At 50.4% G+C, this 23706-nt stretch carries 22 protein-coding genes; 14 read left to right on the forward strand and 8 right to left on the reverse strand.

All coding sequences use genetic code 11. The annotated features are described in order from the left end of the window. Positions 1 to 124 precede the first annotated feature (124 nt). On the forward strand, positions 125 to 610 hold the full coding sequence (locus tag ACY0JR_RS04905; protein ID WP_462632812.1) for a regulatory protein RecX: 486 nt from the start codon (positions 125 to 127) through the stop codon (positions 608 to 610). 524 nt (positions 611 to 1134) lie between these two features. On the opposite strand, the gene ACY0JR_RS04910 is transcribed toward ACY0JR_RS04905, so the two are convergent. Next, positions 1135 to 1773: a DUF4230 domain-containing protein gene (locus ACY0JR_RS04910; protein ID WP_462632814.1), complete on the reverse strand. Its 639-nt coding sequence runs from the start codon at positions 1771 to 1773 to the stop codon at positions 1135 to 1137. Positions 1774 to 1929: 156 nt separating this feature from the next. Between ACY0JR_RS04910 and ACY0JR_RS04915 the strand changes: the two genes are divergently transcribed. After that, positions 1930 to 3057, forward strand: coding sequence for a hypothetical protein (locus ACY0JR_RS04915; RefSeq protein WP_462632816.1), 1128 nt, complete (start codon positions 1930 to 1932; stop codon positions 3055 to 3057). Further along, positions 3054 to 4268 carry a hypothetical protein gene (locus ACY0JR_RS04920; protein WP_462632818.1) on the forward strand — a complete coding sequence of 405 codons (1215 nt, stop codon included), beginning with the start codon at positions 3054 to 3056 and terminating at the stop codon, positions 4266 to 4268. The genes ACY0JR_RS04915 and ACY0JR_RS04920 overlap by 4 nt, the downstream gene beginning before the upstream one ends. Here the strand turns inward: ACY0JR_RS04920 and ACY0JR_RS04925 are convergent. From ACY0JR_RS04925 to ACY0JR_RS04940, 4 genes are all read right to left on the reverse strand, one after another. Beyond that, complete coding sequence (locus ACY0JR_RS04925; protein WP_462632820.1) at positions 4263 to 5171, reverse strand: 1-aminocyclopropane-1-carboxylate deaminase/D-cysteine desulfhydrase; 909 nt, start codon at positions 5169 to 5171, stop codon at positions 4263 to 4265. The genes ACY0JR_RS04920 and ACY0JR_RS04925 overlap by 6 nt on opposite strands. A gap of 86 nt (positions 5172 to 5257) precedes the next feature. Next, the gene (locus ACY0JR_RS04930; RefSeq protein ID WP_462632822.1) at positions 5258 to 7675 is read right to left on the reverse strand and encodes a YfhO family protein; all 2418 of its coding nucleotides are present in this window, start codon (positions 7673 to 7675) and stop codon (positions 5258 to 5260) included. A gap of 62 nt (positions 7676 to 7737) precedes the next feature. Next, positions 7738 to 8037, reverse strand: coding sequence for a DUF4834 family protein (locus ACY0JR_RS04935; RefSeq protein ID WP_462632824.1), 300 nt, complete (start codon positions 8035 to 8037; stop codon positions 7738 to 7740). Beyond that, a complete protein-coding gene (locus ACY0JR_RS04940) occupies positions 8037 to 8789 on the reverse strand; it encodes an FkbM family methyltransferase (RefSeq protein WP_462632826.1) in 753 nt (250 codons plus the stop codon). Before ACY0JR_RS04940 ends, ACY0JR_RS04935 begins: the two co-directional genes overlap by 1 nt. Before the next feature lie 175 nt (positions 8790 to 8964). On the opposite strand from ACY0JR_RS04940, the gene ACY0JR_RS04945 reads away from it, so the two are divergent. The 6 genes from ACY0JR_RS04945 to ACY0JR_RS04970 all read left to right on the forward strand — a co-directional run bounded on the left by ACY0JR_RS04945 (position 8965) and on the right by ACY0JR_RS04970 (position 14422). Then, entirely contained in the window at positions 8965 to 9807 is an 843-nt protein-coding gene (locus ACY0JR_RS04945) for a GIY-YIG nuclease family protein (protein WP_462632828.1), read from the forward strand. 139 nt (positions 9808 to 9946) lie between these two features. Beyond that, complete coding sequence (locus ACY0JR_RS04950) at positions 9947 to 10177, forward strand: helix-turn-helix transcriptional regulator (RefSeq protein ID WP_462632829.1); 231 nt, start codon at positions 9947 to 9949, stop codon at positions 10175 to 10177. Further along, a complete protein-coding gene (locus ACY0JR_RS04955; RefSeq protein WP_462632830.1) occupies positions 10164 to 10499 on the forward strand; it encodes a HipA N-terminal domain-containing protein in 336 nt (111 codons plus the stop codon). Before ACY0JR_RS04950 ends, ACY0JR_RS04955 begins: the two co-directional genes overlap by 14 nt. Before the next feature lie 118 nt (positions 10500 to 10617). Further along, on the forward strand, positions 10618 to 11445 hold the full coding sequence (locus tag ACY0JR_RS04960; protein WP_462632831.1) for a HipA domain-containing protein: 828 nt from the start codon (positions 10618 to 10620) through the stop codon (positions 11443 to 11445). A gap of 22 nt (positions 11446 to 11467) precedes the next feature. After that, positions 11468 to 13021: an alpha/beta hydrolase family protein gene (locus ACY0JR_RS04965; protein WP_462632832.1), complete on the forward strand. Its 1554-nt coding sequence runs from the start codon at positions 11468 to 11470 to the stop codon at positions 13019 to 13021. A gap of 165 nt (positions 13022 to 13186) precedes the next feature. Continuing rightward, a complete protein-coding gene (locus ACY0JR_RS04970) occupies positions 13187 to 14422 on the forward strand; it encodes a serine hydrolase domain-containing protein (RefSeq protein ID WP_462632833.1) in 1236 nt (411 codons plus the stop codon). 45 nt (positions 14423 to 14467) lie between these two features. Here the strand turns inward: ACY0JR_RS04970 and ACY0JR_RS04975 are convergent, their stop codons facing one another. Beyond that, a complete protein-coding gene (locus tag ACY0JR_RS04975) occupies positions 14468 to 15502 on the reverse strand; it encodes an LLM class flavin-dependent oxidoreductase (RefSeq protein ID WP_462632834.1) in 1035 nt (344 codons plus the stop codon). Positions 15503 to 15627: 125 nt separating this feature from the next. On the opposite strand from ACY0JR_RS04975, the gene ACY0JR_RS04980 reads away from it, so the two are divergent. After that, positions 15628 to 16542, forward strand: a complete 915-nt coding sequence (locus ACY0JR_RS04980; RefSeq protein ID WP_462632835.1) for a pirin family protein — start codon at positions 15628 to 15630, stop codon at positions 16540 to 16542. 178 nt (positions 16543 to 16720) lie between these two features. Further along, positions 16721 to 16993: a DUF4242 domain-containing protein gene (locus ACY0JR_RS04985; RefSeq protein ID WP_462632836.1), complete on the forward strand. Its 273-nt coding sequence runs from the start codon at positions 16721 to 16723 to the stop codon at positions 16991 to 16993. Between the two features lie 212 nt (positions 16994 to 17205). Here ACY0JR_RS04985 and ACY0JR_RS04990 read toward each other — a convergent pair whose 3' ends face one another. Then, positions 17206 to 18684, reverse strand: a complete 1479-nt coding sequence (locus ACY0JR_RS04990) for a glycoside hydrolase family 30 protein (protein WP_462632837.1) — start codon at positions 18682 to 18684, stop codon at positions 17206 to 17208. A 319-nt stretch (positions 18685 to 19003) separates the two neighbouring features. Beyond that, on the reverse strand, positions 19004 to 19936 hold the full coding sequence (locus ACY0JR_RS04995) for a hypothetical protein (RefSeq protein ID WP_462632838.1): 933 nt from the start codon (positions 19934 to 19936) through the stop codon (positions 19004 to 19006). 660 nt (positions 19937 to 20596) lie between these two features. Between ACY0JR_RS04995 and ACY0JR_RS05000 the strand changes: the two genes are divergently transcribed. From ACY0JR_RS05000 to ACY0JR_RS05010, 3 genes are all read left to right on the forward strand, one after another. Beyond that, positions 20597 to 22546: an LTA synthase family protein gene (locus ACY0JR_RS05000; RefSeq protein WP_462632839.1), complete on the forward strand. Its 1950-nt coding sequence runs from the start codon at positions 20597 to 20599 to the stop codon at positions 22544 to 22546. 170 nt (positions 22547 to 22716) lie between these two features. Continuing rightward, complete coding sequence (locus ACY0JR_RS05005; protein ID WP_462632840.1) at positions 22717 to 22956, forward strand: hypothetical protein; 240 nt, start codon at positions 22717 to 22719, stop codon at positions 22954 to 22956. A 243-nt stretch (positions 22957 to 23199) separates the two neighbouring features. Next, a complete protein-coding gene (locus ACY0JR_RS05010; protein ID WP_462632841.1) occupies positions 23200 to 23658 on the forward strand; it encodes a MarR family winged helix-turn-helix transcriptional regulator in 459 nt (152 codons plus the stop codon). Positions 23659 to 23706: the final 48 nt, after the last annotated feature.

The raw sequence follows: 23706 nt of genomic DNA on the forward strand, positions 1-23706 counted from the left end.
GTTGTAGCCTTTCGCATCTGTTTCTGATTTCCGGCCCAGAAACGCAGTTTTTGCAAACTGTTTTTGCCTATTATTGGTTAAAAGAGTGTACCTATAGTGCTAGTTGAACCCTAATAGTTGGCCTGTGTTCTCACCCAAGAAAAAGAAAGTATATACCAAGAAAGAGGCACTGCCCAAGATAGCCGCATACTGCGCCTACCAGGAACGCACCCAAAATGAGGTACGCGCCAAACTGCTGGATTACGGCCTAGACTTAGACGAAGCCGATGAACTCATCATTCTCCTTACCCAGGAAAAACTACTGGACGAAGAACGCTACGCCCAATCCTTCGTGCGCGGCAAATACGGCCTCAAGCGCTGGGGCCGCCGCAAAATCCAGCTAGGTCTGAAAGCCAAAGGCGTCTCTGATTACTGCATCCGGAAAGGCCTACAAGAAATTGACCCTGATGTGTATTGGGAGAACCTTTTGCACTTACTTGAAAAGAAAAACAAAACCGAAGGTGAGCGCAATCCCATGGCCCGTCGCCAGAAAATCCTGTACTTCCTGCAAAGCAAAGGTTACGAGATGGATTTGATTCAGGATGCCTGTAAAGAACTGGGCTTAGGGTAATCAAACGCAGTTGATGCAGACACTTGTAGGAGTTACGCACACTACGAGGTCTTTTGAGCAAGCAGTCTTGCTAATACCAGCGAACGTTCTTTTGAGGCTCTCGCCTCACGGATTTGCAAACTTCCGGTCATGGTGGGTCCAAGTCACAGACTTGAACCATGTACAGGGGGGAGAAAGCAATACATGAACCGGCAGGTGTAAACATCCCCCTTCGCCCCCTTCAAAGGGGGAGTCTCCGCTTTGATAGGCAGAAGCCCTTTGCTACTTTCCTCTACACATTGCCAATTCCAGTCTTTCCCGAGCGCGCCTCGCTTTTGGCCCTAGATTATCAAAACTAAGCGCAAAAGGCAACTCAGGCCGAAAGGGCAGTGCGAGAGGGGAAGACGGGGCCCCGCGGCCGTGAGCGCTTACCGGAAAAGATGAAACAACACAGCACTTGCACTCACGCAAAAGACAGCCAAGCCAAGGAAAAAGCAAACTGCATGCACAAACAATACTCCTTACCTGTAAGCTTTAGCTAATACCTATCTTTTCTTCGGAACCGGCGGCGTAATCATCTTCTGCCGAGGCATCAAGTACACTTTCCGGCCCGTCATATTCTCCAGCATCGGCTTCAGAATCTTCTCTGCATTCACTGATGTCTGTTGTAAAATCCCGCTGTTGAGTGCCGCCCGTTTTACGTTCTCCTCGGCATACTTGTAGCCTTCGTCCACCAAATCGGCATCCTGGAAATACGTATTCTCTTTCCCGAAAACCCTGGACTGGGTGTGGTCTATCTTGTAGTAGCAGATTTCCGGAGCAGGCAAACTAACGTGCAGCACAGAGTCCCCGATAAACTGCAAATCGCTGGCTTGTAACTGCCGCAAGTCAATACACCCTACGGCCTCCCCGCCCACAATCAAGGCCACCTTTGAATCTGGCAGAAACTGCGACACTTCTTTCTTATACTCCACCACATCTTTGAAATTGTACCGCACCAGCTCCAGTTTGCCCATTTCTTCAATCTTGGTTAGAATGGTGTTATGGGTCACCTCCACTACGGGTTCTTTCTCAGGATTCAGGAATTTCTTGACGGGGGCCAGCAAGAACCGCCACGCCAAACCACCCACCACTAGTAACAGAACCCAAGGAATAAGCTTACGAAGAACAAAGAGAAGTCGCATGGAACAAAAGTAGATACCTACTTTTATATGCGAAAACCGCACCGAAAGTTACCTATATCGTTTTAGGGCTGTTTTTAGCAAAACGAATCAGGAATGGCTGTACACGTGCACTCCCTCATAATTTGTACCTTTGAAAGGTCTCCCGAGGCATATTCTATGGCAAAGATAAAAGTGGCGAAGGCCCTGCTGGTGCTAGGTTGGATTACCATGCAGGTGCTTCTATTCCAGCATTATGGCGTCAAAGTAGTGTTTGACAGTCATCGATTCATCCTGTTTACAAACGAAGTATTGGCTGGGCAGCCTGTTACCTACATGCAAGTGTGGCGATACGTAGGTTATCCGGTCTTCCTCCTGCCTTTCTTCAAAGCTGGGCTATCTTTGAAGTTTGTTATATGGGCACAAATGGCAATGTCAGGCCTTGCGGCTATTGCTCTCTACAAGGCTTCCAAAGAAATCACAAAGCGGGCTTGGCTGGCTGTATTGACTACTACTCTCTTCGTTTTTAACCCCGATCTTCAAGCGTGGAACTGCTACATCCTCACCGATTCATTATTCACCAGTTTTCTCACTATCAGCCTTTGCCTAGTATTATTACCTAAAACCCGGGCTTTAACGCTTGCGTTTGCCATTTCAGTTATCTGGACTATCTTAGTCAGACCTAACGGTTTTATTGTGCTGTTGGCTTTAGTGGCCTATCTCACAGCAAAGCACAAGCCTTTTAAAACTTACAACAAGTGGCTTATCTGCTTAGCGGGTCTGCTGCTGTCAATAGGGCTTTACTTTGTGCTGGACCACTTCTTGCTCAGAGCTTTCACGCTGATGATTCCGTATGAAAGGGGTGACTTGATCTATGGATATTATGGCATAGTACTTAACAAATTTCATCAGCCCCATATTCCGCCTCCCTCACTTACTCCCTTAGCCCAGGTTGTTTGGTTTATCTGGTTCAATCCTTTGTATTTCTTGGGGATGGCCCTGCTGAAAGGCGTCTTCTTTTTTCTGCATGCCAAACCGTATTACTCGCTGGTGCATAACCTTTTTATTCTTGCCTATCTCATTCCTGTGTATTATTTCGCCTGGATAGGCTGGAGCAGGGGGCTACTTTCTGCCCCAGTGCGTGCGTTGCTGCTTACGCCTGTGGTTTTGCAGGCTGGCATCACCATGCTTACCATTGAAGACTGGGATGGCCGCTGGCTTTTTCCTGTTTTACCAAGCATCTTCCTTTTTGCATCAGTAGGAATTTTCTCTCTCTTCAAGAGAAAGCATCTTGTGGCTCTTCCATGACAACTACCCCGCCCCGGCAAGCCCCTCTCCTGCCCTCCTATTCTTTCATCTTCATTCCGCTGGTGGTTTGGGCCGTATTACAGAACATTCTTTTCCAGAGGCATGGTCTGGCTGTGCCTCCTGACGCCATCTTCAGATACATTCCACATGCCCAAAAGATGGTAACGGCGGGCTATTTAGATTTTGGGCATGATATCAGATATGTGGGATACACCCTCCTGATTGCGGCTACCCTTAAGTTAGGCCTGTCCCTCATCTACTTAGTGTATTTTCAGGTACTGCTTTCATTCTGGGCAGTAATCTTGGTCTATAAGATAACCCACGCCCTCACCTCCAGCTCTTTTTGCGCCTTTGTGGCAGCCCTTTTACTTGCCTCCAGCCAAGACATTCAACAATGGAATTACTACATCCTCACTGAATCTGTCTTTACTAGTGCTTTCGTCTTCTGCTTGGCAATATTGGTTCTGGTAAAGAAGCGTATCTATCTGTTGCTTAGTGTACCTCTATGGGTTTTCACGTGCATCATTAGACCGAATGGGTTTATCATAGTGCTAGCGGCCGCTGTGTACTTCTTTCATTTTTATTATAGCCTGGCTTCTCTATCGCAACGGCGTGTCATGCTAGTAGCCACAATGATTATGGGAACCGTACTCATTGGAATCATCAATAAATTATTAGGCTCTTTTACATTAGTTGAAACGTACGCAAGGGGCGAAGTCATTTATGGCACATTCTATTCTGACCTTTCGCCTTCGGGTTCTTCCTTTTTCTACCGAATCACCCCGCCTGACACTTTGGATATGCCGCCTGCTACTACCTCAGCACTCCAGAAGCTACTCCTCTTCTTTTGGCACAATCCAATTTACAGCATCAAATTAGCTTTGGCGAAGGGATTCACTTTCTTAGCGTTTGCCAAACCTCATTTCTCAAAAGCACATAACCTCCTCATCTTTCTAACTGTTTACCCGTGCTATTTCCTAGCCTTCAAAGCTTGGTGCCAACGAACCAACCTACCCATACTTCTGTCGCTTTTTACCGCTATAGGCTTACAAACCGGCATGGTCATGTTTACAGTAGAAGATTGGGACTGCCGTTTTATTGCACCAATCCTGCCATTTGTCTTTATCTTGGCTGCGGTGGGCATAAAAAGCATACGTGACGAAAAATGGTCCCTAAATGGCCCAACAGCCCCGAAGCAGGAGGAACTATAGCACTGGCCACGCTAACCCATACCGCTGCGCGTACCCGGCCCAACCCTGCTGCCCACCTGTATGTACCGCTATTAACCTTGTTCCTACTTCAAAATAATCTTGCTGAATCAAATCAAACACACCATACAGCATCTTGCCGGTGTATACCGGGTCTAGCAGAATACCGTGGTTTTGGTGAAACTGCCGGATAAACGCGAGCAATGCAGGTGTGTGTTTGGCGTAGCCACCGAAGTGATAATCCGTTTGTAGTTCCCAGTTCTGGTACGTCTTCCCTACATACGCTTGGACCAATTCGGTTACTTCCGTTTGCAGAAAGTCGCCGCCTTTAAGTGCCGGGAAACCGATGACTTTTCCTTGACCGGCGGCTCCCGCGACTATCCCGGCCAACGTGCCACCCGTTCCGGCAGCAACGCAAAGGACATCCCAAGGCGACGTCAGTTCCGTCACTAGTTCAGTGCAGCCTTTTACGGCCAGAAGATTGGTGCCGCCTTCGGGAAGTAGGTAGGGTTTCGGGGCTGATTTCAGGATTTCGGCCTGGAAATGTGCCTCATGCCGCAGGCGGTACTCGGTACGGTTTAGGTAACGGAGGTGCATGCCGCAAGCAGTGGCATGTTGTAACGTGGGGTTCAGGGGCTGCGTTTCTTCGCCTCTGATGTACCCGATGGTGGCAAATCCGAACTCCTTTCCGGCGGCGGCTACGGCGGCAATGTGGTTGGAGAAGGCTCCGCCGAAAGTCACCAGCGTCTCACGGCCTTGCTCCTGCGCCGCCTGCAGGTTGTACTTAAGCTTCCGCCATTTATTGCCCGGAATGCCGGGGTGCAGCAAATCTTCGCGCAGCACGCTTAACTCCACTCCCTTTTGGGCGAGCAACGGGTCTGAAAGGGGTTGCAGAGGAGTAGACATAAACAGATTGGCGTAAAAACAACGGTGCCCGTTTCGTGGTTGTTTCTGCTAAAACAACCACGAAACGGGCACCGCCAGGGAATAAATTATACGTGGGCTGATCTTCGGCGCACACCGTACACTACGGCACCTACCAGACCTGCCATCAGGAGCAGCGAGGAAACAAGCGCGACGGTATTACCCAACGCATATTCCTTCGGCTCAAATTTGAACTCGATGGCATGGTTTCCAGTGGGCACGTTCATGGCGCGCAGGATGTAGTTCACCCGGAAATGGTCTACCGGCTTGCCGTCAATGTAAGCTTGCCAGCCGTCTTTGTAGTAAATCTCAGAGAAAACCACCGGGCCGGGTTGGGCGGCGTTTACCACGTATTTTAGGTAATTCGGCTGATATTCTACCAACGTGATGACCGAACCCGTTGTAGTGTAGGTCTGTGGTTTTACGTTCGGGAATTTAGAGATGTCTACAATGGCTTCGTGCTTAGCGTCAATGCCTTTGAGCGCGGCCAGTTCCTCGTCTGGGGAGTTGACGGCCCTAATCTCGTCTACAAACCAGGCGTTGCCCAGGTACCCCGGAATCAACTGTACCGGTTGTTCGGCCTGACCCGTGATGGCGTATTTGGCGTTCAGCATGTTCAGAACCTGGACGTTGCCTTGCGCAATGTGCTGCTCAATCACGTCCTGGTAACGGCGAAGTTTAGCGCCGTGGTACCCGCCAATAGATTTGTGGAAGTACGAGGTACGGGCATCGCCGAAGGCGTTGGGCACGTTGAACACGCGGTAACTCAGTTGCTTGTCTTGCAGAATGGCTAAGTCTGCGGGCGTAGGTTGGAAGTACGTTTTGCTGTAATCTTTCTGGAAATCGTCGTTGTTGAGGTAGCGTTTGTCCACGGTCCAGAGGTCTACCAGAATGAGCAACCCAATCACGGCGGTGGCCACGAACGAGGTCATTTTCTTGTTGATGTACAGGTAGAGCGTTCCGGCCGCCAACACAATGAAGATGAGCGAACGCAAGGCATCGCCGCGCAGCATAGACGCCCTGTCTGCCCTGATGGCCTCCAGCGGATACTGGTACTGGGCCAACTGCTCATCTACGGCACCTACGTAATCAAAAGTGCCGCTCAAAAGCACCAGCAGCAAACAGACCCCACCAGTAGCGGCCAGCGCGATCAATAGTTTCTTCTGGAGGTTTTCTACCGGTTCGTTCTGGAGCACGCGGCACAAAGCCAGAATAGCCAACAGCACCATGGTTACCTGCGCAATCACCAGCGCCATGCTCACCGCCCTAAACTTGTTGTAGCCCGGGAAGTAGTCAAACATGAAGTAGTTGAAGGCCTCAAAGTTCTTACCCCAGCTCAGCATAAACGACAAAATAGTCGCACTCAACAGCCAGATCCAGAGGCGGCGCGGGGTCACCAGCAAGCCCAGGACAAACAGGAAGCAGATGATAGCGCCCATGTACACCGGCCCGCCCACAAAGGACTGGTCGCCCCAGTAGAACGGCATGGACGCGTTTTGGAGTTGCGCCTCGGGCACGCCGCTTTGAGTTAGTTGTTTGTAGGTTTCTGAATCTTTTTCCAACGGTCCTTGGGAGGCGCCGCCGTAGAAATTAGGCACCAACAACGTCATGGTTTCGCCTACGCCGTAGCTCCACTGGAAAGCGTATTCACGGTCTAAGCCGGTTCCTACCTCAGAAGCGTCTTTGCCTTGGGTCAGTTCAGAAGCGCCCCTGATAGAATATTTGCCGTACTCAGCGGTGGTGTAGATACGTCCGAAACTTACGCCAGCGGCTAAGGCTGCGCCGATAGCCAGAATGAGGGTACGTTTAAAGAAATCCGCCGCGCGACCTTCTTTGGCCCAGGTTACCAACTCTACAATGCCAAAAATAAGCACAATGAAGAGCAGATAATACGTGATCTGCAAGTGGTTCATCCGGATGTGCATGGTGAGACCGAAGGCAAACAGCGCCGCGCCTATCCAGAGGTTCTTTCTATAAGCGTACCAGAGCCCCGCCAGCACCAGCGGCAGGTAGGCAATGGCCAAGGATTTGGTGTTGTGCCCGGCCTCCAGAATGGCGAAGTTGTACGACACAAACGTATACGCGATGGCTCCTACCGCCGCCAGCATCGGCCGCAGGCCAAATACCACAAACATGATGTAGGCGCACACCAGCGTGATGAAGATGTTAGAGGCTACCAGCGGCAACCCAGCGGTAAAGAGGCTGTGCACGTACTGGAACAAATCGCCGGAGAACTGCACGCTGATGAGATAAGCGGGCATGCCGCTGAACATAGAGTTGGTCCAGAGGGCTTCCTCGCCGGTGCGTTCCCGGAAATCGGCTATTTCTTTGGCGCCGCCCTGAAACTGCACCACGTCGTGCTGCATGAGGGTTTTGCCGTCAAAGAAAATGGGCGAGAAATAGGCTACTATGAGTAGCAGGAAAAACAGAAGCACCAGCAGGTGCGGCAACACGTGGCGGTTGAAATTGATCTTAGAAGAGGCCATTGTGGTTTGATTGCAATAAAAAAGCCCGACGCGGTAGGCATCGGGCTTGAAAGATACTCAGTTTATTTCACTTCTTCATAATCTACGTACTCGCCGCCGGGGAAGTCCTTGCGCGGCCGCTTGTCATCGGGCACGTAGGCCACCTTCACCTTGCCGCCTCCGGCCGAGGTCTGACTTCTGGTTTGTTGGCTGTACTGCTGATTGTACGCTTGCTGCGTGTGCGGCTGCCCTTGAAACGAAGCGTATTCCTGGGCCTTGCGCATCTGCTTCTGAACGAATGTTTTAAGAAGAAAGCGGATGATGTACGGCATTAAATACCGCATCAGAAACATCACCGCCAGCATGATTAAGAAGAATTTCACTAGGCGTATGGGTTTGGTTTAAAGTAAAAGTCGCCGCCCTGGTAGGCATCAATTTCCTGTGGGCTACAGGCAGATAACGTGTGTTTAGGAGATAACGTGTACACGGCATAACCTAAACGGGTGAGAATGTCTACCACGGCGCGGCGGTTCTCTACGCCGTTTAGCTCTGTTTGAATCAACGGTTTGTGGCGTTTTATAGTTTCCTGCAGGTAGGCAAACACCTGGTGTTCATAGCCTTCCACGTCGCATTTGATAAAGTCCAGCCGGTCTAAATCAGCAAATAATTCGTCTGGCACCCGCATTTCCACCTGGTAGGTTTGGGCGTATTCTTCTTTGGCCGAACTCGCGATTTTGGTCATGCCGTGGTGCACCAGCCCGTCGCGCACGGGCGTGCCCATCTCAATGGTGGTGTTCTCGCCACCCAGCGCAAACGGCAGCAGCGTGAGGTTGTCTACCCCGCTGGCCCGCACGTTGTCTTGCCAGATGCGCCCGAACAGCGGCACCGGCTCCACGGCCAGCACTTTGCCGTTCGGACCGGCTAGTCTGGACAGGAACGTGGAATAATAACCCAGATTCGCGCCGATGTCTATGCACGTAGCCCCCGGACGAATGATTTTGCGCAGGAAGAACAGCTCTGGGTACTTTTCACGGCCCCGGCCCGAGCCCACCATGATGATGTACATCCGGCTGACCAGACGCAGATAGCTCTCAAACCCGAGCGCCTTGACCAATAATTTGCGGAGAAGTTTCACGTGGTAAAGTTCTGCAATCTGGTGGGAGAAAACAAAGGGGTGCGTTTAGGAGGTGTTTTGGGGAAAGGAGGTGGGAAATTTATTTATAATATTTTACCTTCCAACATCATTATCTTACCTTGATTAACTTCAATATAACAGCAATAACTGCACCCATACAGCAGTAATGAACTAAATGAACAGACCGCAAACAATACAGATATTCTTACCCGATGGATCTCCCAGAAGCGTAAAAATTGCAGAAATCACCAATAGGGTCGTTAAATCTATTTTAGTACCAAGAAACAAACTAGAATACATCGCAAGCAGAGATGAATTAAAGAACGTTGGAATATACTTCCTATTCGGAGAATCTGAAGACAGGGCAAAACCGATTGTCTACATTGGAGAAGCAGAGGATTGCTTAGATCGACTCAAACAACATAATCGAGCAAAGGAGTTTTGGAACTATGCAGTGGTTATGGTTTCAAAAATAAATGCCTTCACTAAATCTCACGCGAAGTATCTGGAACATGTAGCTGTCGCTCAAGCAAAGGAAGCGAACAGGTATGAAACAGAAAATCTTGCTATTCCAAGCAAACCATTTGTAACTGAGTCTATGGAAGCCGATCTGTTAGATAGCTTTGATACAATCAAAATTCTGCTCTCCACACTTGGGTTTCCTGTCTTTGAAAAAATAAGTAAGGAACAAATTACAACTAAAGAATTACTCATTTTGAACGGCCGCGACATTAAAGCAGAAGGCGATCTTATAGATGATGGATTCGTAGTTTTCAAAGGTTCACAAGCAAAGAAAGACACAGTTCCTTCTTGCCACGACTATTTGATAGAGCTTAGAAATAAGCTTCTTCAAGGCGAGATTATGGAGGAAATAGATGGTAATTACGTTTTTGTTCAAGACTATGTATTTAATTCACCAAGTACTGCCGGAGGAGTAGTTCTAGGGCGTTCAACTAATGGATGGACGAAGTGGAGAAATAGAGAGGGGAAAACTTTAGATGAATTAAAAAGAAGGTAACTGAATATTTATACGAACTGATTGCAGCCCTTTTCTTTATACCCAAACGGGTATACTTTACTAATCACCATACCATTTTATACCCGATGAGGTATAAACAAAAAAAACTAGTGTATATTTATACCTCATCGGGTATAAAATGAAGAAGAACAACTTACAAAACTTTGTCAAAGAAAGAAGAAAGCGCTTGGGCCTTACCCAAGAAGAGCTTTCTTTTAAAGCTGGCGTGGGACTTCGGTTTGTGAGAGATTTGGAACAAGGCAAATCCTCGCTCCAGATGGATAAGGTGAACCAAGTGTTGAAGCTGTTCGGCTACGAACTAGGGCCGGTATCTGTCAACAGAGAAGAACTACTCCATGAAGAAGGCTAACATTTACATGCACCAACACTGGGCAGGTACCCTCATTGAAGACAGTGAGGGCTACCATTTCAAGTATGAAGCAGATTATCTTGCGCTTCCGGAGGCAGAACCTATCAGTCTCACCTTACCGCTTGCCCAAAAGTCCTATCACAGCAACATGCTGTTCCCTTTCTTTGATGGCCTCATCCCGGAAGGCTGGCTTTTAGACATAGCCGAGAAGAACTGGAAACTCAACCCCAGAGACCGCATGGGTATTCTGCTGGCTACTTGCAGAGACTGTATTGGAGCTGTTGCTGTAGTAGCCATTGAGGAGAAGAAGGATGAAGAATAGCCGCTGCTTATACTGTTACCAAGAGCTTAAAGAGACAGAAACTGAGTATCACCCTAAATGCAGCAAAAGCATCTATGGTACTACAACTCCTCCCGAGCTCCCGTACACAGAAACTGATATGTTTGCTCTGGCCGAGCAGATTATTAAAAATCAAACTACCGTCACGGGTGTTCAGCCCAAGCTATCGTTAAGCATAGAAGCATTACGAGACAACTTCTCTTCTAAGAAGTTTGCCATTGTTGGTTTGTGGGGTGACTACATCTTGAAACCACAGACGCAGCATTACCGCAACCTGCCCGAAATTGAAGATGTCACTATGCACTTGGCTGCGCTTGCTAAAATTAAGACAGTGAATCATTCCCTCATCAGGTTAGCCTCTGGCCAGTTAGCGTACATCACCAAAAGAGTAGACCGCGTGAAAGGCCAGAAGCTCCACATGGAAGATATGTGTCAGTTAACTGAACGGCTCACCGAGCACAAGTACAAAGGCTCCTATGAACAGATAGCTAAGGTTATTTTAAAGCACACCGCCAACCCTGGGTTTGATAGCATCAGCTTTTATGAGCAGGTAATCTTCAGTTTTCTGACCGGAAACAATGACATGCACCTAAAGAACTTTTCATTGCTCAAAGACCAGAACCAACAGTATCATCTTTGCCCCGCCTATGATTTAGTCGCTTCTGAATTAGTGGTAGAAGGTGATGATGAAGAACTGGCCTTAACCCTTAATGGCAAGAAGAGAAAACTAAAACGGAAGGACTTTGAAATTGCCATGGGTGCCGCCGGTATTGACGCACGAGCCATGCAGAACATCTTCAAAAGATTCACGAAAGCCCTTCCTGCCTGGCACAACTTCATTGATATCAGCTTTCTGCCAGATGACCTTAAGACAAACTACCATGAATTGCTGGAGGCGAAGCAACGCCAGCTGGAGATTTCTAGCTAACTTGAAGACATAACCTACCCTCATGAAAAACCTCTTCTACCTCCTACTAGCCTTAACCATTTCCTCTGCCTCCGCGCAGCAGGCTTCCACAGGTACTACCGCCGCTAAACATCCCGCTCCCATCAACTTTACCGCCGAGCAGGACCACCAACAGATGATGAAGCAGTTGGGCATCAAGGCGCTTCGGCCGGGGCCTAGTGGCGATGCGAAAGCGCCTAATGCGGCTAACTATGATGAAGCCAAGGCCAACCCCTACCCGAACCTGCCGGAACTGCTCACCCTCAAGAACGGCAAGAAGGTGACCACGCCCGCCATGTGGTGGAACCAGCGGCGGCCCGAGATAGTGGAGGAGTTTGAGCGGGAGGTTTTCGGCCGAATTCCGAAAAACGTGCCCAAAGTAACCTGGAAGACGCTGATCTCAGAGCGGGAGATGGTGGGCTGGATTCCGGTAAACGCGAAGCAATTGGTGGGGCAGGTAGATAACTCAGCTTACCCGCTGCTGGAGGTAAACATTAACATGACGGTGGTCACGCCCGCCAACGCCAAGGGTCCGGTGCCGGTGCTCATGATGTTCAGCCGCAGTGCGTTGCCCGCTCCGGCGCAGCCGCCCAAAGAAAACATGGAGAAAATCAACGCTGCGTTCAAGGAACTGCTGGTCAAACAAGACCCGTCGCTGAAAGCGATATTTGAGCAATACCCCGCCTATAACCCCATCACTGCCGCCACGCCTACGTTTGGTCCGCCGCCCGCCGGAGACCCACCCACCACGCAGCAATTACTGGCCGCTGGTTGGGGCTACGTCCTGATAGAACCCGGTAGCATCCAGGCCGATAACGGGGCGGGGCTGACCAAAGGCATCATCGGGCTAACGAACAAAGGCCAGACCCGGAAGCCCGATGATTGGGGTGCCTTGCGCGCCTGGGCCTGGGGTGCCTCCCGCGGGTTGGATTACCTGGAGACCGACCCCATGGTAGATGCCAAACGGGTGGGGATAGAAGGCGTCTCGCGGTTCGGGAAAGCGGCGCTGGTGGCACTGGCGTTTGACCAACGCTTTGCCGTGGGCCTGATTGGCTCTTCCGGCGAAGGCGGGGCCAAACTGCACCGGCGCAATTTCGGCGAAGCCGTGGAAAGCCTCACCAGCAGCGGCGAATACCACTGGATGGCCGGCAATTTCCTGAAGTACGGCGCTTCTGACGCTACCTTCGGCTCCAAAACCGCCAATGACATTCCGGTAGACGCGCACCAGCTCATCGCGCTCTGCGCCCCCCGTCCTACGTTCATCAGCTACGGCATTCCCGAGCAGGGCGATGCCAAATGGCTGGACCAGCAGGGCAGTTACATGGCTACCGTAGCCGCTGGTCCGGTTTTCAAATTGCTGGGTGCCCGCGACCTGGGTGTGGGGTATGACTACAAAACCGCGAAGATGCCGGGCGTGAACGTAAGCTTGCTGGACGGGGAACTGGCCTGGCGGCAGCACGACGGCGGCCACACCGATGCCCCCAACTTCAAGTTCTTTATTCCCTGGGCCAATAAAATGATAAAGCCAAAGACTTCTGGAGGTCAGGCAAGTAAGTAACGGTATAAGTTAAAACTTATAAACTGTCCTCCTCGTTTCGGGGCTGTTTTTAAGTAAACGACTCCGAAACAGAAGGAATTACTTCTGCTATTTTCCCTTTGGGTTTAGAGAGTTTTGCCGAGGTTGTCTTATCTTTAGAACCTGTTTTTGTTGGTACTTTCAGGTATGGCCTTTCTTAGAAAACAATTTCTGCTGCTTCGGTGCGTCACCGCGTTCGTCTTCTGTCTACTCCTTGTGGGCTGTGAAAAATCTGGGAAGAAGAAAAGCTTCTGGGGCGGCAAGGACGATGCGAGGGAGCAGATTGCGGTTCCCGCCTCGTTTACCCCAGACAGTATTCAGAAACTAACCCACCAGCTAGACTCCGTTTTCAATCATTTTCATAAAAGAAGGGGCTTTAACGGCACGGTGCTAGTAACTAAATATGACCAGGTCATCTACAAAGGCGCTTTCGGCCTCGCCGATTTCTACAAGAAAGATTCCCTTACCGTAGAGACTGCTTTTCAGCTGGCCTCGGTGTCTAAGCAGTTCACGGCCATGGCCATCATGATGCTGAAAGACGAGGGCAAACTCTCCTACGAGGACAGCGTGCAGCAGTACATCCCCAACTTTCCGTACCACGGCATCACCATCCGGCAGTTATTGACGCACCAGAGTGGCTTGTCTAACTACACTTATTTCAGTGACAAACTCTGGCCAGACCGCAACAAAAACCTCACGAACGAGGATGTGATTAACCTGATGGTGGCGCACCGTCCGCAGCCGTACTATCCGCCTAACACGCACTTTGATTACAGCAACACCGGCTACAGCCTTTTGGCCTCTATTGTGGAAAAGGTATCGGAAACGCCGTTTGCCACGTTCCTGCGCGAGCGCATTTTTGAGCCGCTGGAGATGAAACACACCTTTACCTACAGCCCAGACGTAGCCACCCTTACCGGCAAAATAGCCACCGGCCACACCCGCTTCCGGCAGAAACGCACCACCGATTACCTGGACACCGTGCTGGGCGACAAAGGCATTTACTCTACCGTAGAAGACCTCTACAAATGGGACCAGGCCCTGTACACCGAGAAGCTGGTGAGCAAAGAAACCCTGCACGAAGCGTTTACCGGGGCTATTCTCAAAAAGAAGAAAAACCAGGTGGAAGATTACGGGTTCGGCTGGCGCATACGTCCGCTGGACAATGGTGATACCGCTGTGTACCACGGTGGCCTGTGGCACGGCTTCTCATCCTATTTGTTGCGTAATCCCAAAGAGCACAGCGCGCTCATCATCCTCAGTAACCTACCCAATGGTAGCTTCAGTTATTTGCAGGAACTTCGGCAGTTCCTGTATCCGGCGCATGCAGATAGCGTTGCGCAAGACAAAGGGGGAGCCATTGCGGCACGCACCCAGCCCTAATTATTGTATCTGGAATGCGTGAAGGACAGGCCGAGGTCTGGCTTCCTACGCGTTTAATGCTTTCTTCACCGCCGGGGCTACTACGGTCCCTAGCAACTCAATAGCGTGCATCACCTGGGCATGCGGCATGGTACCTACGCTGATGTGCAGCAGGAAACGGGTATTCCCAAACAATTCATGTTCCCACAGAATTTTATCTATGACCTGCTGTGGACTGCCTACTAGCAAAGAACCCTCGGGACCGCGCATAAAATCATATTGCTCGCGGCTCATGCCAGACCAGCCACGTTCCCGTCCAATTTTGCCCATGAGATAAGCGTAAGGGCCATAAAACTCATTGGCGGCTTTCTGGGAATCATCCGCTATGTAGCCGTGAGAATTAATAGCAAGCTGTAGATTTTCTATATGGTTGCCAGACTGCAGGTAGGTTTTCTTGTAAAGTTCCGTGAACGGTACGAATCGCTCGGGCATGCCGCCAATGATAGCTAACGCCATAGGCAAACCATGTTGTGCGGCCCGTATGACAGACTCCGGGGTTCCGCCTACGGCTACCCAGATGGGCAGTTCTGCGTGGTGTGGTCTGGGGTACACGCCCAAGTTATCAATGGCTGCACGGTGCTTGCCAGACCAGGTTACCTTTTCGCTCTTGTTGAGTTCTATCAGTAACTCCAATTTCTCAGAGAACAGCTCATTGTAGTCATTCAAATCCTGCCCAAACAGTGGGAAAGATTCTATGAAGGAACCCCGGCCTGCCATGATTTCGGCCCGGCCTTCTGACAATAAATCTACGTGCGCGAAGTCCTGAAACACCCGCACGGGGTCATCGGAACTGAGCACCGTCACGGCACTGGAAAGTCTGATGTTCTTGGTTTTCACTGCCGCCGCGGCCAGTACCACCGCTGGCGAGGAGACGATGAAATCAGAGCGATGGTGTTCGCCAATAGAGAAGACATCTAGACCAACCTGATCAGCGAGCTCAATTTCTTCCATCAGGTTGCGCATGCGTACGTGGGGAGGAAGTACTTTCCCGGTGGCCGGGTCTGGGGTGTTCTCTACAAAGGTGGTGATGCCTATTTCCATAATCCAATATTAAACATCTGTTTAGAACGACAAAAGCACAAAGGGGTTGAATCAGGATTCGCAAAAGACTCTTTGCATCTTTCTGTTTTCCAGCTATCTTCAACAAACTACTTCTAAAACAGATTATGCTGGACATTGTCATAGAAGCCCGAAAAGCCTCACTGGCCCCCGGAATGGATGTGCGCCGGATTCTGCCTTTCCGTCAGCGGCGCATGGTAGGACCTTTCATCTTCATGGACCACGCGGGCCCAGTGGATGTGCAACCGCCTTTGGTCACCAACTTGGATGTCTTACCGCATCCACACATCGGGCTATCCACGGTCAGTTACCTGTTTGGCGGCTCAGTCATGCACCGCGATAGTCTGGGCGTGGAGCAGATTATCAGGCCTGGCGAAGTAAACTGGATGACGGCGGGTAGCGGCATTGCGCACTCAGAACGGTTTGAAGACCCGGCTGCTTTGGCCGGTGGAGATTTGGAGATGATTCAAACCTGGGTGGCTCTGCCCGAGAAAGACGAGGAAGCCGCCCCGGCCTTTGACAATTACAAACCTGAGCAGCTTCCCATCTATACCGATGCTGGTGTCTGGATGCGCCTGATTGCCGGTGATGCGTATGGTTTACGAAACAGCGTAAAAACACACTCTCCCCTTTTCTACCTTCACGTGGTACTAGATCAAGGAGCCCGTTTTGGCTTACCCAAAGAACATTCAGAACGGGGCCTGTACATTGCCAAAGGCAGCATAGAAGTTTCGGGGCGCACCTACACCGCGGGTCAGATGCTGGTATTCACGAAGGGCATAGATCCAATCCTGCTGGCCAAAGAACCTACCACGCTCATGCTGTTGGGCGGCGAGCCGCTGGGCGAGCGGTTTATCTGGTGGAACTTTGTCTCTAGCCGGAAAGAACGCATTGAGCAAGCCAAAGCTGATTGGAAAGAAGGCCGTATCCTGCTTCCGCCCACCGATAACCAGGAATTTGTTCCGCTGCCCGAAGACAAATCCCGTCCCGCCGGTAGTCCTTCGCCGCAGGCACTTTCGTAACTCACGTTCGGAACCTCTCCTCATAAGCAATTGCCTGTTACTTGTAGCCACCCCAGATCCAAAGCGATCAACACCCAATGGATTCAGTTCTAAAAACCAGGTGGAGACCAGAAACCACTTCTAAACGGGGCGATTCCGAAAAGCCAGACGAGTAGGTTTACATCAATCAGTTCAAGTTATGCCAAAGTACCTCATTGAACGGGAAGTTCCCGGCGCCGGTCAACTGACCGCCGATCAACTAAAAGGCATTTCACAGACTTCTTGTGGAGTGTTATCCAACATGGGTCCTCGGATCCAGTGGCAGCAAAGCTATGTAACCGGAGACAAGATTTACTGCGTGTACATTGCGCCCAACGAAGAAATGGTGCGGGAACACGCCCGGCAAGGGGGATTTCCGGCGAACTCAGTAAAGGAAATAGCCACCATCATTGACCCTACCACGGCTGAATAGCATTGGCTGCAGTACAGACCTCCACAGCACAGACCTCCACAGCGCATCGGCTAAACGGCATCTTGTAAGAACTAAAAAAGGACAGAGCCCAAGAGTTATTTCTTGGGCTCTGTCCTTTTCTGGCTTTTCACGTAGGTTTTACCAAAATGGCCTGAAAACAAGGAGACGCAAGCCTTCACCTGCGTCTCCATAAAAGCATTCTCTGAGCAGGCTTACAGCACCAGCGTAGCAATGGAGTGCGGCAGGCTCTTGGCATCGGCGGCTTTGCCGTTGATCCAGAGTTTGTAGTCCAGCGGTTTGTCTGTGGTGTTGAGCACGATCACAGCTACTTTTCCGTCTGGGTTCAGGAAGGCGGTGGTTTGCAGGGCATCGCGGTTAGACGAGCTGATGATGCGCTTGGCACCTGGCTTCACGAACTTGGAGAAGTGGCCCAGGTAGTAGTAGCTGTTGGTGTAGTACACCTTGCCGTTTCTTGTATCGGCGTGGATGGGCGCGAAGCAGAAGTTACCTACGTGGTTAGGGCCGCCTTTCTCGTCCAGCACCATGTTCCAGTCGGTCCAGGCCACGGTTCCGGCGTTGAAGTCGTTCACCATGGAGTAACCGTAGCGCTCACCCAGTGACCAGTCGCTGATGCGGTTGAAGTCGAATTTCTCAATGCAGCCTTCGGTGAAGATGAGGTTGGTCTCAGGAAATGTCTCTTTCACTTTGCGCAAGTTGTCAAACAGCATGTCGGAGCCGGTCCAGGTTTCGTACCAGTGGTAACCGATTCCCCACACGTATTTGGCGGCGTCCGGGTCGTTCAACACGGTGCTGGCACGTTGGTAAATGAGGTCACGGTTGTGGTCCCAGGCAATCAGCTTTTTGTCTTTCATGCCACTTTTGTGCAAAGTAGGCCCTAAATACTCCTTGATGAAATCGCGCTCCTCCTCACCGGTGAAGATACAGGACTCCCACGTTTGCTTGGCCATCGGCTCATTCTGCACGCTTAAGCCCCAGATTGGAATGCCCGCCTGCTCATAAGAGTTGATAAACTTGATGTAGTAGTTGGCCCAATTCTGACGATACTCCGGCAACAGTTTCCCACCGCGCAGCATGGTTTTGGTGTCCTTCATCCAGGCCGGAGGGCTCCAGGGACTTACATACATAGTGAGTTTTCCGCCTGCGGCGGCAATGGCCTGTTTGATGAACGGAATCCGGTACTGCTCATCGTGCTTCACACTGAAGGTCTTCAACTCTTTGTCGTTGTCCTCTACGTAGGTGTAGGAACCGCTGGAGAAGTCACTGCTGTGAATGGTGGTTCTGCCTAAGGTGTACCCGATGCCGTTGGTTGGGTCATAGTAGGCTTTCAGGATTTCCTGCTGCTTGTCCTTCGGCATTTTCGCGAAGGTCTCAGCCGTGGCATCCGTGATGGCGCCGCCAATTCCTACCATGGTCTGAAAGGTCTTGCTTGGGTCCACGAACACGCACACCTGCGTCTCCATGGGTTGCCCAAACTCCTGGAACCGCGCCGTTCCGGTCTGCGACAAACGGTGCTCGGTATCCTTAGCGGTAGTGTAGACCGTCACCGCACGGTTGCCTACCTCAAAATTATCGTTGCTGCTTTTGCTCTGGCCCGTTTTCATCTGGGAGCAGGAGACCGCGATTCCGGCGGCCAGCAAGGTAATAGAAACCAGAGAATGTATTTTCTTCATTTTTTAAAATGAGAGATTGAATGATTAAGAGATTGAATGAGTGGAGGGGTTTCGGCTACTAAGGTAAAACTGTTTTCGGCAAATTTTCCTTTAAACAACTTGAAAACAGAACCAAAACTAACCCCCTCCCACTCCTTCCCGAAATTACCAGACGTAAGTATCCAGTACTAAACCAATTTACCCACGTGCCAACTTACGTCAGTGGAAAACTATCCAAAGCACAATTTCATGACTCTGAACTTTTGAAATTTAGTTTTACTCCGGTAACAAGCAGATTTTAGAGCTGTTTTCTAGAAATCAGCCCTAAAACAAGTGGTACTTATCTTCCGGTTTTGCCTTTACCCAAGCCAATCTGCAAGCCTAAAGATGGCACAATGGTGATTCCCGAGAAATCTGCCTGTTCCTGTTTCAGGAGTTCGTAGGAGCCGTAGTTCTGATAGAACATGGAAAGAGCGGGCAAAAGGTAGATGCGCTTCGCCCCTATTTTAGCGTTCACGAACAAGCCGTAAGAAGGAAAACTCTGCGTTCTGGTAAGTCCTTCCAACTTTACTGCTTTGCCACCCACTTTCTCGTAGAGTTTGCCCGGCACCAATCCGTATTCCACAAAGGTGTGGTTATAGGCCACTCCAAAAGAGATGTTCCCGAATTCTTCGTCTGCGCCAAAGGACCTACTGAACACCAACGGCACCAGTATGTCTTTTCTTTTAGCGGTGAATTGCAGAACAGGCGAAAGCTTGTCCAGAAAAAGTCCGTTCAAAATATCGGAACTTTGCCCGGCATACTGCAACCCCACGCTGCCGTACCATCTTTCATTGGCGGCTCTGGAAGGCACCCCGGCCACCGGGCCCATAAACTGATACATGGCATCCAGTACGTGTACACCTGAGGCGTACTTGTACCCCACGTCTACCCGGGGCAGCACTCCGTAACGCACATAAAAATCAAAAGTAGGTCCGAACGGGTCCAGGGTATAGGCAATAGCGGCTTTGGTGGCAGACCGCACCAACCCGTCATAGTACACAGAGTCGCGGTTGGCCAGCGCCACAATAGCATCTTCGGCTACGTCTTTCAGCTGCCCAATGGGTTCTGTAGAAAGATTCCCTCCAAAGTTGGCTCCCACTTTGAACTCGCCGTGCGGCGTAACGCGGCCAGATTGAATCACCGACCGGGGGGCGGTACAACCAGCCAACAAAGCCAAGAGCACAACCACCGCTGATTGCCAGCAACCCCTAGAATTTAGAACTTTATGCATAACTGTTTTTAGAAACCAGAAAGAAAATACGGAAATGATTGGAAGCGGAAAAAGGGATTCAATCCCCTGAAGAGCTGGTATCTTCCCACCGCCAAGCCCACTCGCCAAAAGCATGCCAACCCTGAACAAAGTTAATCTGTTTTCTTTTAGCTACAAGATAATGGTTTGGCTGATGCCTTGGCTGTAGGGCTTTTTGTGTGGATGCATGGGCTGTATTGTTTCAACTTTTCCGGTAAGCGCTCACGGCCGCGAGGCTCCGCCTTCCGCCTTCGCGCTGTGATTTCTCCTCCCCTGCTTCGCTGACGCTCACTGGTGGTCGAACTCTAGGCGCTCAGACGAAAGGCTGGAAACGGATATGCGTATTTTTCTTTCTCGCTGGCGCGAGTCTCTGACTCGTGCCTACAGATGCCGGTTAGTCTCTGAAATCCTCGCTGCACTGCAGTAAAACCACGCATTGCTGATCTTCAACTATGGCGCAGATTTACTACCGCGCCTTTCTGAAATGCTACACTATCTTTATTTAGAGGCTTCTTTCCAAGAAACAGCCCCTAAACGCCCTCTATTTCTTGCTATCTTCACCATCACTTGGTTCCTCCGCAGCTCAATCTCCCATTAAACTCTGCTTTGGGTTCCCTAATTTTGTGCTTCTTCCTGTAGAACATGATAAAATCTTTTCAATTGAGAGCATTGCGGCGGAGCGTGCATGTAGCCATGTTGCTGGCTTTGGGCATTGCCATGCTGCTTTATACGGTTTGCCGACTGCTCTTTTACTTTTTTAACCGCGGCTTCTTTGCTGAGACGTCTTTCTCTGATCTGCTGTACCTCATGTGGGGCGGGCTCAAGTTTGACTTGTCGGCTGTTATCTACACCAACTTATTGTTCCTGGTCCTCATGCTGCTACCTTTCCGGTTTAGGCATCATCCGGTGTACCAAAAGGTGGTGAAATGGGTGTTTCTGGTCTTCAACGGCTTAGGGCTGGCGCTGAACTGCATTGACTTTATTTACTACCGCTTTACATTGCGCCGCACCACCGGCAGTGTGGTCAAAGAATTTGCGAATGAGAACTGGGGTACTTTCGCCTCCAGTTTCTTGGTCGATTTCTGGTACATCACCCTGATCTGGGTAGGCTTAGTGGCCCTGATGGCCTGGCTGTACAATCGCATCAAACTAGAGAAAGCGCCTACTTACAACCCGTGGTTTTACTATCCGTGGCACACCGTAGTGCTGGTGCTCACCATTGGGCTGAGCATTGCGGCCATGCGCGGCGGTTTCCGGCATAGCACGCGGCCCATCACGCTCAGCAATGCCGGGGAGTACGTGGAGCGGCCGCAGGAAATGTACATCGTGCTCAACACGCCCTTTTCCATCATCAGAACCATCAACAAAACCAGCTACCAGAAGGTGGCGTATTTCCCCGAGGAGCAGTTGGCGCAGGTGTACAGTCCTATCCATCAGCCTCTAGATTCTACCAGATTCCAGAAGAAGAACGTGGTGGTGATTGTACTGGAGAGCTTCGGGAAAGAGGCGGTGGGCGGCTACAACAAACACCTGGAGAACGGCACCTATACGGGTTTCACGCCGTTCCTGGATTCGCTCATGGGGCAGAGCAAAGTGTACTGGAACTCGTTCGCCAATGGCCGCAAGTCTATTGACGCGCTGCCCAGCGTGCTCACCAGCATCCCTAGTATTCAGGAGCCGTTTGTTTTGACGCAGTACGTGAGCAACAACCTGCCCAGTTTGCCGCGCACTTTACGGTCTAAAGGTTATCACACCTCCTTCTTCCACGGCGCGCCCAACGGCTCTATGGGCTTTGATGCGTTCATGAACCTGATTGGCATAGAGCAGTACTACGGCTTGACCGAGTATGGCAAGCCCGAAGACTTCGACGGCATGTGGGGCATTTGGGACGAGGAGTTCCTGCAGTTCATGGCCGGCAAGCTGAACACGTTTCAGGAGCCGTTCATGAGCGCGGTCTTCACCACGTCTTCGCACCACCCTTACAAAGTGCCGGAGCGCTATAAAGGTAAATTCAAGAAAGGTCCATTTGAGATTTTTGAGTGCATTGGGTACTCAGACATGGCTTTGCGAAAGTTTTTCCAGAAAGCCAGCCAGGCCCCCTGGTTCAAGAACACGCTCTTCGTGATCACCGCTGACCATTCGGCTACCCACACCTTCTATCCCGAGTACCAGACCGCTTGGGGTAACTTCGCGGTACCTATCCTCTTCTACGCCCCCGGCGATTCTACCTTTAGAGGCGTGGAGCAAGACCGAGTGGTGCAGCAATTAGACATCATGCCTACCGTGCTGGGTTACCTAGGCTATGACCAGCCATACTTCTCCTTCGGGAAGAACATGCTAAATTCGCGGGAAGGCAACTTCGCTATCAGCTATCAGGGTGGTTACCAATGGACCGAGGGCGATTACTTTCTGCAGTTTGACGGCACCAACACGCTGGGCTTGTTCAACTACAAAGAAGACAAGTTTTTGAAGAAAAACCTGAAAGACGAACTGCCCCAAGTTCGCATTGCTTTGGAGAACAAATTGAAGGCCTTCATTCAGCAATACAACAACCGAATGCTGGAGAACAAACTACAGGTTTTCGCACCATAAGTCTGCTGATTATTATTTTCCTATTTTCTCCAAAACACTCGAGAAACACTTAAGTCAAACGATCATCTACCCTTCTCCGAGCAGCCGATGTTAAAATTGGCTGCTCGCTTTTTTTAGCAACATTCCCCATTTTTCCGTAGAGTAGAAACACAAACCCACCTACTACTGCTATGAAAAAGAAAACCACTTTGCTACCTAGCCGCTCTTTCTGGAGAACTGGACTCTTTGCTACCGTTACTAGCCTGTTTCTACTAGGTGCCTGCGAGGCCAAAAAGCCTGCCGACCAGGAAGCAAAAGACCGCGATGATGCCACTACTGATATCACCGAGGACGCAGACCCAGACAGCACCGTAGAATCTCCAGCTACTACCGGTTATATAGCTCCTCCGGTGGGACCAAATCTGGTTTAAGCCCGGAAACTAGGTAACCTCAAGAACACTACAAAAGTAGAGCATTGCACAGCTTTTGGCAGGAGCCTAAATCTGCTTTTAGAGCTGGTTAGAGCCTGTTTTACCGGAAAAGGCTACAAACGCAGGCACCTTTTTACTCATGCAAAAGCCTCCAGTTCTCAGGGCTTTCTGAAACTATATTCATACAATAGTTGTATATACAATAGAGCAACGTACATTTGCCCAACCAACGGCTATAAGCCCATGAAATTAGAGGACGAATTGAAGCAGAAGACATTTGGCAGCCCTTATCGCCGCATGGTGGTGAACGTCATGTTCACGGGCAATTGGCTGCAAAAAGAGTTTTCCTGCCAGTTGAAGAAGTATGGGATATCGTTGCAGCAGAATAACGTGTTAGGCATTTTACGCGGACAGTATCCTAACCCGGCCACGTTAGGCTTGATTCAGGAGCGCATGCTGGACCGCGATTCCAACGCTACCCGTCTGGTAGACAAACTACTGGAGAAAGGCTTGGTGACCCGTTGCCAGTGCGCTGATAATCGCCGCAAGGTAGACATTGTGATTACCGAAAAAGGCCTGGAGCTGCTGAAACAAACCGACTCCATCATGCAGAACCTGGAGGAGAAATACAGCCAGATTAGCGAAGAGGAAGCCATTAAAATTGGCGAGCTGATGGACAAACTAAGAGAGCGAGAAGGCTAATATATTTTTTACCCATATAGTTGTATATACAACTTATGTTTTAACAAC

Source organism: Rufibacter sp. JT3400010, assembly GCF_054956755.1.